The 12787-nt window shown below is 42.6% G+C and carries 12 protein-coding genes, 1 tRNA gene, 1 other RNA gene and 3 pseudogenes; 5 read left to right on the forward strand and 12 right to left on the reverse strand.

Features of this window, described 5'->3' with window-relative positions; translation table 11 throughout:
- Nucleotides 1–1155, forward strand: a pseudogene (locus tag ACPC58_RS04585) (IS3 family transposase); the annotation flags it as partial.
- A 219-nt stretch (nucleotides 1156–1374) separates the two neighbouring features.
- Here ACPC58_RS04585 and ACPC58_RS04590 read toward each other — a convergent pair.
- From ACPC58_RS04590 to ACPC58_RS04600, 3 genes are all read right to left on the reverse strand, one after another.
- Complete coding sequence (locus ACPC58_RS04590) at nucleotides 1375–1557, reverse strand: hypothetical protein (RefSeq protein ID WP_217374505.1); 183 nt, start codon at nucleotides 1555–1557, stop codon at nucleotides 1375–1377.
- Between the two features lie 76 nt (nucleotides 1558–1633).
- On the reverse strand, nucleotides 1634–2077 hold the full coding sequence (dtd, locus tag ACPC58_RS04595) for a D-aminoacyl-tRNA deacylase (RefSeq protein ID WP_130554438.1): 444 nt from the start codon (nucleotides 2075–2077) through the stop codon (nucleotides 1634–1636).
- A gap of 1 nt (nucleotide 2078) precedes the next feature.
- Nucleotides 2079–4283 carry a RelA/SpoT family protein gene (locus ACPC58_RS04600; protein ID WP_274504443.1) on the reverse strand — a complete coding sequence of 735 codons (2205 nt, stop codon included), beginning with the start codon at nucleotides 4281–4283 and terminating at the stop codon, nucleotides 2079–2081.
- Nucleotides 4284–4393: 110 nt separating this feature from the next.
- Here ACPC58_RS04600 and ACPC58_RS04605 point away from each other — a divergent pair, with 110 nt between their 5' ends.
- Nucleotides 4394–4930 (forward strand): GNAT family N-acetyltransferase, encoded by a 537-nt coding sequence (locus ACPC58_RS04605; RefSeq protein WP_024391544.1) that lies wholly within the window; start codon nucleotides 4394–4396, stop codon nucleotides 4928–4930.
- A 23-nt stretch (nucleotides 4931–4953) separates the two neighbouring features.
- Here the strand turns inward: ACPC58_RS04605 and ACPC58_RS04610 are convergent, their stop codons facing one another.
- From ACPC58_RS04610 to ACPC58_RS04635, 6 genes and pseudogenes are all read right to left on the reverse strand, one after another.
- Nucleotides 4954–5670 (reverse strand): DUF554 domain-containing protein, encoded by a 717-nt coding sequence (locus ACPC58_RS04610; RefSeq protein WP_434065393.1) that lies wholly within the window; start codon nucleotides 5668–5670, stop codon nucleotides 4954–4956.
- 3 nt (nucleotides 5671–5673) lie between these two features.
- A complete protein-coding gene (locus tag ACPC58_RS04615) occupies nucleotides 5674–6420 on the reverse strand; it encodes a 16S rRNA (uracil(1498)-N(3))-methyltransferase (protein ID WP_434065394.1) in 747 nt (248 codons plus the stop codon).
- A 1-nt stretch (nucleotide 6421) separates the two neighbouring features.
- A complete protein-coding gene (gene prmA / locus ACPC58_RS04620; protein ID WP_434065395.1) occupies nucleotides 6422–7375 on the reverse strand; it encodes a 50S ribosomal protein L11 methyltransferase in 954 nt (317 codons plus the stop codon).
- 583 nt (nucleotides 7376–7958) lie between these two features.
- A complete protein-coding gene (locus ACPC58_RS04625) occupies nucleotides 7959–8423 on the reverse strand; it encodes an NUDIX hydrolase (RefSeq protein ID WP_398577300.1) in 465 nt (154 codons plus the stop codon).
- 28 nt (nucleotides 8424–8451) lie between these two features.
- On the reverse strand, nucleotides 8452–8922 hold the full coding sequence (locus tag ACPC58_RS04630) for a DUF3013 family protein (RefSeq protein ID WP_434065396.1): 471 nt from the start codon (nucleotides 8920–8922) through the stop codon (nucleotides 8452–8454).
- A 1-nt stretch (nucleotide 8923) separates the two neighbouring features.
- Nucleotides 8924–9261: pseudogene (locus tag ACPC58_RS04635) on the reverse strand (MazG nucleotide pyrophosphohydrolase domain-containing protein).
- A gap of 69 nt (nucleotides 9262–9330) precedes the next feature.
- Here ACPC58_RS04635 and ACPC58_RS04640 point away from each other — a divergent pair.
- The 3 genes from ACPC58_RS04640 (at nucleotide 9331) to ACPC58_RS04650 (ending at nucleotide 10995) form a co-directional block, all read left to right on the forward strand.
- Complete coding sequence (locus tag ACPC58_RS04640) at nucleotides 9331–10608, forward strand: replication-associated recombination protein A (RefSeq protein ID WP_277837256.1); 1278 nt, start codon at nucleotides 9331–9333, stop codon at nucleotides 10606–10608.
- Nucleotides 10609–10718: 110 nt separating this feature from the next.
- Nucleotides 10719–10912, forward strand: a non-coding RNA gene (gene ssrS, locus ACPC58_RS04645) — 6S RNA.
- Between the two features lie 10 nt (nucleotides 10913–10922).
- Nucleotides 10923–10995 (forward strand) — tRNA-Lys (locus tag ACPC58_RS04650).
- A 387-nt stretch (nucleotides 10996–11382) separates the two neighbouring features.
- Here ACPC58_RS04650 and ACPC58_RS04655 read toward each other — a convergent pair.
- The 3 genes and pseudogenes from ACPC58_RS04655 to ACPC58_RS04665 form a co-directional block, all read right to left on the reverse strand.
- The gene (locus ACPC58_RS04655) at nucleotides 11383–11853 is read right to left on the reverse strand and encodes a sigma-70 family RNA polymerase sigma factor (RefSeq protein ID WP_277837255.1); all 471 of its coding nucleotides are present in this window, start codon (nucleotides 11851–11853) and stop codon (nucleotides 11383–11385) included.
- A 184-nt stretch (nucleotides 11854–12037) separates the two neighbouring features.
- Nucleotides 12038–12586 (reverse strand): nucleotidyltransferase family protein, encoded by a 549-nt coding sequence (locus ACPC58_RS04660; protein WP_277837254.1) that lies wholly within the window; start codon nucleotides 12584–12586, stop codon nucleotides 12038–12040.
- 29 nt (nucleotides 12587–12615) lie between these two features.
- Nucleotides 12616–12756, reverse strand: a pseudogene (locus tag ACPC58_RS04665) (ISL3 family transposase); the annotation flags it as partial.
- Nucleotides 12757–12787 lie beyond the last annotated feature (31 nt).

The raw sequence follows: 12787 nt of genomic DNA on the forward strand, positions 1-12787 counted from the left end.
CCTTGCCCACGAGAAAGATTACCAAGGGGCTGTTGAGAAGTATGGTGTTTCCTACCAACAGGTCTATTCTTGGGTCAGAAAGTTCGAGAAGGATGGTTCTAACGGTCTCCTAGATCGTCGTGGGAAAGGCCTGGAAAGCAAGCCTAATCTGACTCCAGAAGAAGAGTTACGCCTCAAAATCAAGCAACAGGAAGAGCGGATTAAGTATCTTGAAATGGAGAACGGCCTGCTAAAAAAGTTAGAAGAAATCAAACGACGAAACCGATGGTAAGACTAGGTCGCCACTTGGAATCCTTCCAAGCGATTAAAGAATATGCGGATGAACAGGAAGAGGCTTCTATCAGCCACTTGTGCCGTATTCTAAAGGTATCTCGCTCAGGCTACTATAAGTGGTTACAACATCAGGAAACAGCTTCTGAACAGGAAAATTTAGGATTGATGAATGTCATCAAGGACCTTCATAGCCAACATAATGGTATTCTTGGTTATCGTCGTATGACGCTATTTGTCAATCGCAAGCTTGGAACCAGCTACAACAAGAAACGGATTCGACGATTGATGCACATTCTAGGTCTACGTTCCATTATCAGAAGAGCCAAGGGTTATTGTACTAAGACTAGCTTTGTCAATGTAGAGGACAACATTCTCAATCGTAATTTTACAGCTACTGCTCCAAATCAGAAATGGTGTACAGATGTGACTTTCTTGAAGTACGGTTTCAGCTGTAAAGCCTATTTGAGTGCTATTAAGGATCTTTACGACGGCTCAATTGTCGCCTATGTAGTTGGTCAATTTAATGATAACGAATTGGTATTGGAAACACTTCGTAAAGCACAAAAAGCTAATCCTAATGCGACACCTTTAATTCACAGCGACCGAGGTTCGCAGTATACTTCGAAGGATTATTACCGTTTAACTACCCAGTATCAGATGACCCGCTCCATGTCTCGTGTTGGTAAGTGTATTGACAATGCACCAATTGAGAGTTTCTTTGGGCACTTTAAGACGGAGTGCTATGATTTGAAGAAATATATGACTTTTGAGGAGCTAGTTTCAGATATTGATGCCTACATCTATTTTTACAATCATCAACGTTTTCAAGAGCGCAAAAACGGCCTTGCCCCTCTTGAAATGAGGAACAAGGCCGTCGCCTAAAATTTTATTATTTCATTGTCCACTTGACAGGGAGCTGTTCAAACAGAGCGATTGGTTTTTGGTGTCTTCTTTACTAGAATGAATGAAACCCGTCACACCCACTTTATTATCCACATCTATCAGTTATTACGTATAAATATGTTAATTCGAGTCACACCACTATAGCCTCTAGTAATCAACTGGATATTTTCACACTTTACAATTTTAAAAAAACCGACATTACTGCCGGTCTTCACTTAATTTTTCTCTCAGTCTGCGCCGATATAAAATCTGCGAAGGGATGAAGTAAAGAAAACTCACAAGAATAATCCAGCGTTTATCCACTCCGCTAAAGAAAATCACTAGAATCAAAATAAATGCAATCGTCAAATAAAAGAAATGATTGGTGAACAATTTTTTCATAACCAGCTTCCATGACTACCTTTCGACATTAGTATATCAAAATAGAGATAGAGAGTACAGACTATTTCTGAAATTCTTACCTGTTTTTTGTATCTAAGATAATGGTAACTGGTCCATCATTGACTAGACTGACCTGCATATCAGCCCCAAAGACACCCACCTCGACTGGTACAAATTCAGACAAGGCCTGATTAAACTCATCATAGAGTTGACTAGCCATAGCAGGAGCTGCCGCTCCTGTAAATGCAGGGCGATTACCTTTTTTTGTATCCGCAAAAAGAGTAAATTGAGAAATGGATAATATCTTGCCTTCCACATCTTGAACAGATTTGTTCATCTTACCTGCCTCATCTGAAAATATCCGCATACTAACGATTTTTCGCACAGCATAATCTAAATCTTCTTGACCATCTTCCGGACCAATACCGACCAAAAGAAGAAGGCCTTGCTTGATCTGCCCATGTACCATATCTTCGATAGTCACACTAGCTTGAGAAACACGTTGTAATACTATTTTCATCTTATCCGTTGGTCCTTTTCACTGAATAAACCTCTGGAACCGACTTAATTTTGTCGACCAAACTTGTCAAGGTTGCCAAATTGGAAATCCCAAAGGATACGTGAATCGTCGCAAATTTCATATCCTTGGTTGGTTGTGCATTAACAGACGAAATGTTTTTGCTAGCATTAGTCAATACTTTCAAAACATCATTGAGAAGTCCCGAGCGATTCAGTCCATAAATATCAATATTGGCCATGTACTCTTTTGTTGAATTATCATCTTCCCAGTCAACATCAATTAAGCGCACATCGTAATTTTCTTGACTCTTAAGGTTCATACAGTTCACACGGTGAACAGCCACCCCACGCCCCTTGGTGATATAACCAACAATTTCATCACCCGGTACTGGATTACAACATTTGGCAATCCGAATCAGCAAGTCAGAAGCGCCCTCGATAACCACACCACCCTCGTGTCGGATTTTTAAACTGTCTTTATTGTCGTGTTTGACCTCTCCACCATTAACCAGTTCATCTGCTACCGCTTTTGCCTTGGCACGTTCGGCCTCACGACGTTCCTTTTCTGTCAAACGATTGAAGATTGACACAGCAGAAACTTCTCCAAAACCGACTGCCGCATAAAGTGCCTCGTCTGTTTTATAGCCGGTCTTTTGCAAAACTTCATCCATGTGACGACGATCTAGATACTGGTTCGGAACGTAGCCATTTTCTTGAAGCAAGCTTTGAAGCATCTCACGTCCTTTGGAAACCGATAATTCCTTATCTTGATTTTTAAAGAACTGCTTGATTTTGTTACGGGCTTTATGGGTTTTTACAAGATTAATCCAGTCACGACTCGGACCAAAGGAATTGGCTGAAGTAATAATTTCTACCTGATCCCCTGTTTTGAGTTTGGTTGTCAGAGGGACCATGCGACCGTTGACTTTAGCACCTGTCGCTCGCTCACCTACCTTGGTATGAATTTCATATGCGAAGTCGATTGGCACAGAGTCCTTAGGCAGTTCCCGTACCGCACCATCAGGAGTGAAGACATAAATTCGTTCTGTAAAAATGTCTTCTTTGACAGAATCTACAAAGGTTTGAGCATCTCCACCAGCACCTTCTTGAAGTTCGATCAAATTATTAATCCAACGCAATTCTTTTTCAGAAGCGGTTGCCTTACCACCACGCTTATAGGCCCAGTGTGCTGCAACCCCGTACTCTGCAACTTGGTGCATCTCTACAGTACGAATTTGAAATTCGATTGGACCTTTAGGCCCATATACAGTCGTATGAATGGATTGGTAACCATTTGCTTTCTGATTTGCGATATAATCTTTAAATCTTCCTGGCATTGGTTTCCACAACTCATGTATGTAACCTAGCATCGCATAAACATCACTTTGAGTATCCATGATACAACGAATAGCAGTCAAATCGTACAACTCATCAAAACGCTTCCTCTTATCATGCATTTTCCTATAAATAGAATAAATATGTTTTGGACGACCATAGATTTGTCCGTGAAGATGGCGTTCCTCTGTATACTCTCGCAGTTTGTTGACGACTTCAGTCACTAATTCCTCACGCTCACGGCGCTTCTCACGCATCATATGCGTAATTTTATAAAATTCAACTTCATTGAGATAGCGGAAAGACATGTCCTCCAATTCCCACTTAATGGAAGAAATACCTAAGCGGTGAGCAAGAGGTGCATAGATTTCCATTGTTTCACGTGAAATACGTTCCTGCTTGTCCTTGCGCAAGTGCTTAAGAGTCCGCATGTTATGTAAGCGGTCAGCGAGTTTAACCAAAATCACCCGCATATCTTGAGACATAGCAATTAGCATATTTCGGTGGTTTTCTGCTAGTTGTTCTTCATGAGATTTATATTCAACCTTACCCAGTTTGGTCACACCGCCGACAATATGGCGGACTTCCGGGCCAAATTCAGCTTCCATCTCATCCAAGGTCACCTCTGTATCTTCAACCACGTCATGTAAGAAACCACATGCAACCGTCACCGCATCTAGCTTGAGACCTGCTAAAATACCTGCCACCTGAATAGGGTGTACAATATAGGGCTCACCTGATTTACGAAATTGTGTTTTGTGCGCTTCTGTAGCAAAATCTAATGCTTTTTTGACAAAGGCAACATCTTCTTCCGGTAAGTAGGTCGCCGTTAAGGCAACCACTTCCTCCCCAGTATAATTTATTTCTTTCATGTCATTACTCTTCCTCTTATATTTCCTACTATTTTACCATTTTCATGAAAAAAGAAAAAGGATAGCGCTGAAAGGTTTGAGAAAGTCTACTTTTCAGATATACTATCTTTATGACTAATACATTATTTGACACTATTCCATTTCTTGACCACCCTCCGATTTTACTACGACACATCCAAGAAAGTGATCTAGACAATCTTTGGGAAATCTATTCCAATCCCCTTCATTTCCAATACACTCCTAACACATCAACTAAAAGTAAAGAAACCCTTCGCAAACGAATCAGTCATTTCCAACGTGATTTTAATAAGAAAAAAAGGTTGTTTTTAGGACTAGAATTTCAAGGAAAATTGATTGGCGTCTTGGAAGTTTTCGACTACAAAAAACGAACTGCGTCGGTGACCATTGGCTACCGTCTTCATCATGCTTTCTGGAATCAAGGTCTGGCTAGCCGAGCAGTCAGTCTGCTCTGCCATTTCCTACTAGAAGAATGCCCGATAACAACAATCGTCGCCTTTGTCCTGCCAGAAAACTATGCTTCTCAGCAGGTACTCCTGAAAAATGATTTTCAACAGGTCGGGCAAGTCGAGGAGGTCTGGAAGGGCTTGGGGCAGGTCAGCCTCTTGCAATTTGAACGAAAACAGTAAAAACCAGGGGAATCCTGGTTTTCTTATACAAAATGGCTCCAAATCACCGCAATAAGAATAGCTAGCAACATATTGGCCACGCGGATTTTTCGATCCCAAACAATATTAACTCCGACACAAAAAATAAGAACTGACCCTATTAGAGAAAGGTTCGCAAGTGCTTGTTCCGTCATAATCGGTTGAAGCAAACGTGCCAAAATTATTACTGAGCCCTGGAAAAAGAAGACGGGTACGGCCGAAAACCCTGCTCCCTTACCTAAACTAGATGTCATAATCAAAATAATTATAAAATCCAAAATGCTTTTAATAGCTAATAAACGGTAATCTCCCGTCAAACCATCTTGAATAGAACCAATAATGGCCATAGCTCCAATACAAACAGTCAAGGAAGCTGTCAAAAAGGCATCTAAAAACTGAGAATCTTGACTATTTCCCGATTTTTCACGGAGCCAAACACCAAGTTGCTCAAACCAACCTTCGATATGGAGTACTTCCCCCACCAAGGTTCCTAACGCCAAACTAATGACCAGAAGCATACTATTCTGACTTGTGATCTGACCATCTACAACTGTCAGTAACCCCTCTAAACTACCAGAAATCCCCAGAAAAAGAACAGCAACACCAATCGCCATCGTCAACCCCGACTGATGGCGTTCTTTTAGTAAATGCCCAAACCAAGACCCTAGCAAACCTGCTAGGGCAATGGCCAAGGTATTGATAATCGTTCCTAAAGCAAACACATACTACCTCAACAACTCCGTCGCGTAGCTAATAGCAGAAAGAGCATAGAGTGGAGCCGTTTCTGCTCGTAAGATACGAGGACCAAGACCTGTCTTGACCGCTCCTGCTCCTTCAAATGCGGCTACTTCCTCAGGCGATACGCCACCTTCTGGACCGACAATGACAAGGACTGATTGACCAGTTTCTAAACTAGATAAGGCCTTCACCAAATTGGCTTGTTCGCCCGCTTTTGCAGCCTCTTCGTAGGCTAAGATAATCTGGTCAAATCCTGTCAACTGAGCTAGGAAATCCGTTTTTTTCTCGAACAAGCGAATTGCTGGAATGCGATTGCGTTTGCTTTGTTCGGCTGCACCTTGGGCGATTTTTTCTAGCTTCTCTACTTTTTTGCCTAATTTTTTACCATCCCATTTGACCACTGACCAGTCAGCTGGAAAGGCCCAGAGGGCTATCATGCCTAATTCCGTTGCCTTTTGGGCGACAAATTCGAGCTTATCTCCCTTGGGGAAGCCCATGGCAATAGTGACGGAAACGGGTAATTCGACATTGTCTGCCAGTTCTTCGATGATTTCAACCGATTGGCTTTGGCTGTCCACTACCCGTGCCAAGCGTTTAATCCCGTCGTCAAAGACTAGGACAATCTGTTCATCTGCCTGCAAGCGCATGACAGAAAACATATGCTTGGCAGTGTCCTTATCCTTAATCTGGAAAATGCCCTGCGGTGCTCTGCCATTGACAAAATACTGCTGCATCCTAGCCTCCAATCACACCTGAGCGGTCCGCCGTTTTCTTGAAGATACAGCAATTCCACTCACCTTGAATCATGTGGGTCTCAAGAAAGAATCCAGCCGCCTCCGCAGATGCTCGCACCATGTCCCACTTTTCCGCTATGATACCGCTCATAATTAGGTAGCCCTCGTCCTTGACCAGACGGTAGGCATCCTCCGTCAGATGGATGAGAATATCCGCCAAGATGTTGGCAACGATGACTTCTGCTTCAATATCAACGCCACGAAGCAGGTCGCCTGCCGCGACATGGATGTTGCTGGTGTGGGCATTGAGGTCAATGTTTTCCTGGGCCACACGCACCGCCACCTCGTCCAAGTCATAGGCGTAAATCTCCTTGGCACCCAAGAGAGAACTTGCAATGGAGAGAACACCTGAGCCTGTGCCGACGTCAATGACCGTTTCGCCACCACGAAGGACCTGAGAAAGAGCAAAGAGGCTCATCTTGGTCGTCGGGTGGGTACCCGTACCGAAAGCCATGCCTGGATCCAAGCGGATAATTTTCTCACCTGCTGTCGCCTCGTAGTCTGTCCAAGATGGCACAATGGTCAAATCATGGGTAATGCGCGCTGGTTCATAGTATTTCTTCCAGTTGTCCGCCCAGTCTTCCTCTGCCAGTTCCTGACTTTCTAGACTGACCTGACCAATCTCCAAGCCAAAGCCTGTCAAATCCGCCAAGCGAGTCGCCAAGTCTGCCTTAACTTCCTCAATATCTACAGTATCAGGATAATAGGCCGTAATCGCAATCATATCTGACTGCTCCACTTCGGGATAGAGTTCACCAAAACGGTCCTCCTGTCCCACATAGTCAGCCGAGTCGCTAATGGCCACTCCCTGACTGCCCGTTTCAATCATGAGATTTGAAACTGCCTCTTCTGCATCACGATGCACGTGAACCGTTAATTCTTGCCATGAGTTCATGTTTGTTGTTCCTTTTCTTTTCTATGCGTCAATCACTGTATTATTGTACCGATTTCTAGCCTTTTTTACAAGTTAATGTTGCGCGATGGAGCCCTAATAATACTTTTTCGAAAATTTTCTAATCGCACTGCGAATAAACATGTGTAGGAAGGTTTGAGACGGCGGTTCCAAGTTTCTGAACGGAGGTGATGCCCATGAAAGTGGACAGCAAATCTGCTAGAAAGGCTAGCCCATGCCAGATGGTAAGTAAACTTACTCATCTGGCAACGACAAATCCTATAAGATTTGTCTAAGGCACGCACTAGCTCGAGTTTTGAAAAATATCGTTTCAAAACTCTCACGTCGGAGAACTCTGGATTTATATTTATCAGGTCTACTTGTTGAAATGCTGAGCTTGATAATCGTCATCATTTTAGCTATTCGAGATAAAAAATAACCGTCAGCAAACTTTGACACAGTTCTGACGGTTATTTAATCTAACGAACTGAACCACCGTTTGGCGATCCTACAAGGCGTTGAGTTACCGCTCAACGCTTTTTTTATTTTTAGAATAGCAAACTTTCACAATAAAGTTAAGTATTGCTCAGGTTTGATCGACTGTCGTTTTGCCATCCACCCGCTCCTGTAAATAATCCCGCAAGCGAGCTTGGAGCTGTGGGATAACCTGCTCATGCTCTAAAAATTCGGAAACGGTCATCATCTGATAGCCCTGCCCCTCATCGCCAAAAACAATCTCATCCACTTGCTCTTGCCTTATTCTTCCAACCATAAACACCGATTGTTTGGTCGGCTTTGTCACACTGGGATAGGCTTTCTGCCACAGAATAGCTGTCTCGTCAATGCGAATGCCTAGCTCTTCCACGATTTCACGTTGCAGACATTCGAAGGCTGTCTCACCATTCTCCCTTCCACCACCCGGCAAATCCCAGTGATTTGGATAGGGAATGGTCGGTTTATCATCCCGCAAAATCGTCAGCACCTTGTCGTCACAGAGCAGGGCGACCTTGCTTCCAATAAAATCCAATGCTTGTTCGACAACGACCATCATTTCATCCTTTCTTCAGCAGCTAAATCGCCTAATACCTCGGATATGGGTAAAATTCCCCTTCCAGCAATTCTGCTCTGCCTTTTTCAAAAGCCTCTCTATCCCATGCAATCGCAAATTCTTGGGCTTCTGGGTCCGCCAAAAAGTCCATGAGGTCATCTAAACCTTGGTCGGCGGTATCTTTGAGAAAACCTGCGAAGTAGGTCAGAAACTCCGCTGAAAAGCCCTTCTTGGCGTCAAATGGCAGAGCGACCAGGTAGTCTTCCTCGTCAAAGCGAGACTTGCCCTGGTTATAGAAAAGGACATACTCCTCCAAGAAAATATCCTCAGAAGACGCATTGCCTTCGTCATCCACCGTTTCAATCCCAGCCGCATTTTGTGCTTCCAAGATGAAAGCCAACTCAACTGCGTGGTTTTTCTTGTCCCAGTTAAGCTCGTAATCGTAGGTAAAATGTTTGTCCAGTGCCACTTCCAGCACATCTAAAAATCCTTGGTTCGCCATTCTATTTCCTCTTTTCTATAAATTCCAATAAATTTATTTCTCGACCGTATTTGACGGAAGCCCGCTCGTCTTTCTCCAAAATGGACTTGGTTAAATCTAGTTGATTCACCGCTGCCAAGGCTACAGCATAGTGAATAACGTCAGCTAGTTCTTCTGCCAGACAAGCACAGAGCTATCTTCTTCGCCGTCCATCATCTTGCGGCCTGCACGCTTGTTCAACAGCTCTGCCACTTCACCAATTTCTTCCACTAATTTCATAAAGAGACTTTGCTCGGGAACTGTCGTCCCATAGTGGTCACGCAAGTATTCTTCCAAAACACTCACCGTCAACTCCACCATCTTCGTTTCTCTCCAAATCTTAAAATTGTAGTATAATGATTATACCATAAATACACTGAAAGGAAGCCTATGCCAGCCAATCTCGCCCTTCGTATGAGGCCCAAATCCATTGATGAAGTCATCGGTCAGGAACACCTGGTCGGTCCTGGAAGGATTATCCGTCGCATGATTGATGCCAATATGCTGTCGTCCATGATTCTCTACGGTCCGCCAGGGATTGGCAAGACCTCGATTGCGTCCGCAATCGCTGGTACGACCAAGTATGCCTTTCGAACCTTTAATGCCACGACGGACAACCAAAAGCGCCTCCAGGAAATCGCTGAAGAAGCTAAGTTTTCCGGTGGTTTGGTTCTCCTGCTCGATGAAATCCACCGGCTCAACAAGACCAAACAGGACTTCCTGCTTCCTCTCTTGGAAAATGGCAATATCATCATGATTGGGGCAACGACGGAAAATCCATTTTTCTCAATTCTGCCTGCCATTCGTAGTCGGGTGCAGATTTTTGAATTGCAGCCTTTGCAAACCAGCCACATCCGACAAGCCTTGGAACTGGCTCTGACAGACAGCGAACGTGGATTTGACTTCCCTGTCACCATTGAACCGGAGGCTCTGGACTTCCTAGCCAATGCTACCAACGGTGACCTGCGAGCTGCCTATAATTCGCTAGAATTGGCTGTGCTTTCGACCAAGGAAAGTGATGATGGTAGTCGCCACATTGATCTGGATGCCGTGGAAAATAGCCTGCAAAAGTCCTACATCAGCATGGACAAGAACGGCGATGCCCACTACGATATTCTCTCAGCCCTGCAAAAATCTATTCGAGGCAGCGATGTCAATGCCAGCCTCCACTACGCCGCCCGTTTGATTGAGGCAGAGGACCTGCCTAGTCTGGCTCGTCGCTTGACGGTCATTGCCTATGAAGACATCGGCTTGGCCAATCCAGAGGCACAAATCCATACGGTGACCGCCCTTGAAGCTGCCCAGAAAATTGGTTTTCCAGAAGCACGGATTATGATTGCCAACGTGGTCGTTGATTTGGCTCTCTCACCTAAGTCTAATTCTGCCTATCAGGCTATGGATGCAGCTCTGGCTGATTTGCGGAAAAACGGTCATCTGCCTATTCCAAATCACCTGCGAGACGGTCATTATGCTGGAAGTAAGGAGCTGGGAAATGCCATTGGCTACCAGTATCCGCATGCCTATCCTGAAAAATGGGTGGACCAGCAATACCTGCCCGATAAGTTACTTCATGCGGACTACTTTACCGCCAATGACACCGGTAAATACGAGCGTGCCTTGGGTATGACCCAAGAAAAGATAAAAAATTTGAAAAAAAATAATAGATGAAACCTTGATAACACAAGGTTTTTAACCAATAATATTTTGGTGGCGCTTACATATTTTGATTTTTTCTCTTGATTTTTCTAAAAAAAGTGGTAAGATTAGATTATAGATAAGAACTGCTGTGGTATACGAATCCATACCTATGTGTTGACCGACTATTTTTGTATTATTAGGGAGACAAAGATCTTCTGACAGTATGCAAGCTGGCGCACCCAGAAGCAACTAAGTCAGAAACGTGTCACCCACCTGCTTCTAGCGTGCGGGATCAATACAAATCATGGATAACCGGTACCAATACAGCATTTTTATTTTTTTATCCTTCCTTAGCTCAGCTGGCAGAGCAGCGGACTCTTAATCCGTGGGTCGTAGGTTCGATCCCTACAGGGAGGATTAGTTGATATGTGGGAAACCACCTGTCCGAAGGGGCAGGTGGTTCCTTGCGTAAAAAACAAAAATTCAGTCACAAAGAATCGATATTCCTTCATTCAAAGTAAATATGTAATTAATTTAGATGAATCACCTTGTTTCTTTTAGCAATCGGAGGCTGGGCTTTTGGGAGAGCTCGTCAGTAGAGCGCATCCGTTTTGTCTTTGATTATTAAAATCAATAAGTCGTAAACCAAAAGCCCTTGCTAAGATTCTTCACTTAGCGAGGGCTTCTTGTTCATTTTTATTATTCAATGGAGAAACTGTCATAGACATCTCACATAGCCTATCATGGTATTTTACACGTCTTAAGTTGATAGAAAAAATGCATACTACCCAGTCTTGACCTAGCTTATTTAAAATCTGCTAAATAGTCTTGCAAATCACGAATCATTTGTTTTCGGCCACTAAAACTCTGCCCTGCTATCAATTTTTCGTATTGCTCTAGTTGTTCTGATTTTAACTGTTGCCGATAAGACTGTAACATATCTTGCAGAAGAATAAATTCATCGTTAACCAGTCCAGGTGATTTCACAACATGGGATAGGTCATGGATGTCTTCATGTGCCATTCTGTCAAATTTTCTTTTGTAACTTTCTTGCTTGCGTATAACATCCTTTATATGATTTCTAAATTTTACTTTAAAATATACATATAATTTTTCTTTATCATCATATAACTGGGGTTGTTTTTCTAATAATTCATATAATACCATCATTCCTTCTTGATCCCAGTCTGACTTTTCCCATAACTTGATATAAAATTCTTGACGAGCCTTATGTACAATACCACTAACCTTTGCGTAAGTTTGTTCAAATTTCATAAACTATTAACCTCTTAATTTTTTTCTTAATTCATTGGCTATAGTTTATCGAAAACAAGCAATACTTTACATGACATTTATGTCCTCTTTTTAGAGAATGTGGTCATTTTGCTCTCATCATTCAAGCAACGCGAATATACATTTGGATAAATAAAAAAAGGCCAAATAGAACTTATCTATTTAGCTATTCTTCAAATGAAATGATCATTTGCGGCCATTTCTGATCCCAGTTCTTCTTAGAAGCTCTCGTTTTATACAGCTGCATACGGTTTTTGTCCGCTAAAAAATGAGGGGTAGGCTGTACTCTATATCGATAGATATCCTCCATTCCAAATGGGGCGAACAGTTCCATGTTTCCCTCTTTTAGCAGTCGTACACCAACAGCTGTACATCTTTCTGGAAATTTTTCAATTGCATCTTTTGATGACTGGTAAGGAAGACTGTTCGGACTGTGAATATGCATAAAGACCTGATTTTTTAATTCCCATTTATATTCTGGATACATATAATGCAAATGGTTCTCTATTTCTAAAGTTTTCTCATAGGATATTCCTTCGTCAAAGAATACAATATCAACATCAGTTGTCTTATCAAAATGGTATTGATTCCAGATGAAATTACGAATCGTCCCAGCACATAGCCAAGAATCTTTTAAATCAAGTTCCCTAACGATTTCCAAAATCCTAATGATATCTGAGTTTGCTCTCAAATACTTTTCCAGTTCTCCACTCATCTCATTCCCCAGCTTTACAAAACTTCGTACTTGCATTTTGGGCATTTAGGGGCTGTGTAGTCCAATTGACCATGTAGTTCTAGGTGGGTTCCCGTATCATATTCATCAGTGATAACGATATTTTTGTCTTTAATTCTGAGAAAATTTGTGATAAGATTTAGTTGTTCCATATGAGTCTTTCTAAAATGATAGTTTGAGCAC

It is taken from the genome of Streptococcus sp. VTCC 12905, from assembly GCF_049893385.1.
Taxonomy (GTDB): domain Bacteria; phylum Bacillota; class Bacilli; order Lactobacillales; family Streptococcaceae; genus Streptococcus; species Streptococcus suis_AA.

What these genes read in the sequence shown, in the direction of transcription:
- ACPC58_RS04590 (WP_217374505.1), bottom strand. Translation starts at nt 1,557, where the DNA reads ATGAAAAAATTGTTCACCAATCATTTCTTTTATTTGACGATTGCATTT.
- dtd (WP_130554438.1), bottom strand. Translation starts at nt 2,077, where the DNA reads ATGAAAATAGTATTACAACGTGTTTCTCAAGCTAGTGTGACTATCGAA.
- ACPC58_RS04600 (WP_274504443.1), bottom strand. Translation starts at nt 4,283, where the DNA reads ATGAAAGAAATAAATTATACTGGGGAGGAAGTGGTTGCCTTAACGGCG.
- ACPC58_RS04605 (WP_024391544.1), top strand. Translation starts at nt 4,394, where the DNA reads ATGACTAATACATTATTTGACACTATTCCATTTCTTGACCACCCTCCG.
- ACPC58_RS04615 (WP_434065394.1), bottom strand. Translation starts at nt 6,420, where the DNA reads ATGCAGCAGTATTTTGTCAATGGCAGAGCACCGCAGGGCATTTTCCAG.
- prmA (WP_434065395.1), bottom strand. Translation starts at nt 7,375, where the DNA reads ATGAACTCATGGCAAGAATTAACGGTTCACGTGCATCGTGATGCAGAA.
- ACPC58_RS04625 (WP_398577300.1), bottom strand. Translation starts at nt 8,423, where the DNA reads ATGATGGTCGTTGTCGAACAAGCATTGGATTTTATTGGAAGCAAGGTC.
- ACPC58_RS04630 (WP_434065396.1), bottom strand. Translation starts at nt 8,922, where the DNA reads ATGGCGAACCAAGGATTTTTAGATGTGCTGGAAGTGGCACTGGACAAA.
- ACPC58_RS04640 (WP_277837256.1), top strand. Translation starts at nt 9,331, where the DNA reads ATGCCAGCCAATCTCGCCCTTCGTATGAGGCCCAAATCCATTGATGAA.
- ACPC58_RS04655 (WP_277837255.1), bottom strand. Translation starts at nt 11,853, where the DNA reads ATGAAATTTGAACAAACTTACGCAAAGGTTAGTGGTATTGTACATAAG.
- ACPC58_RS04660 (WP_277837254.1), bottom strand. Translation starts at nt 12,586, where the DNA reads ATGAGTGGAGAACTGGAAAAGTATTTGAGAGCAAACTCAGATATCATT.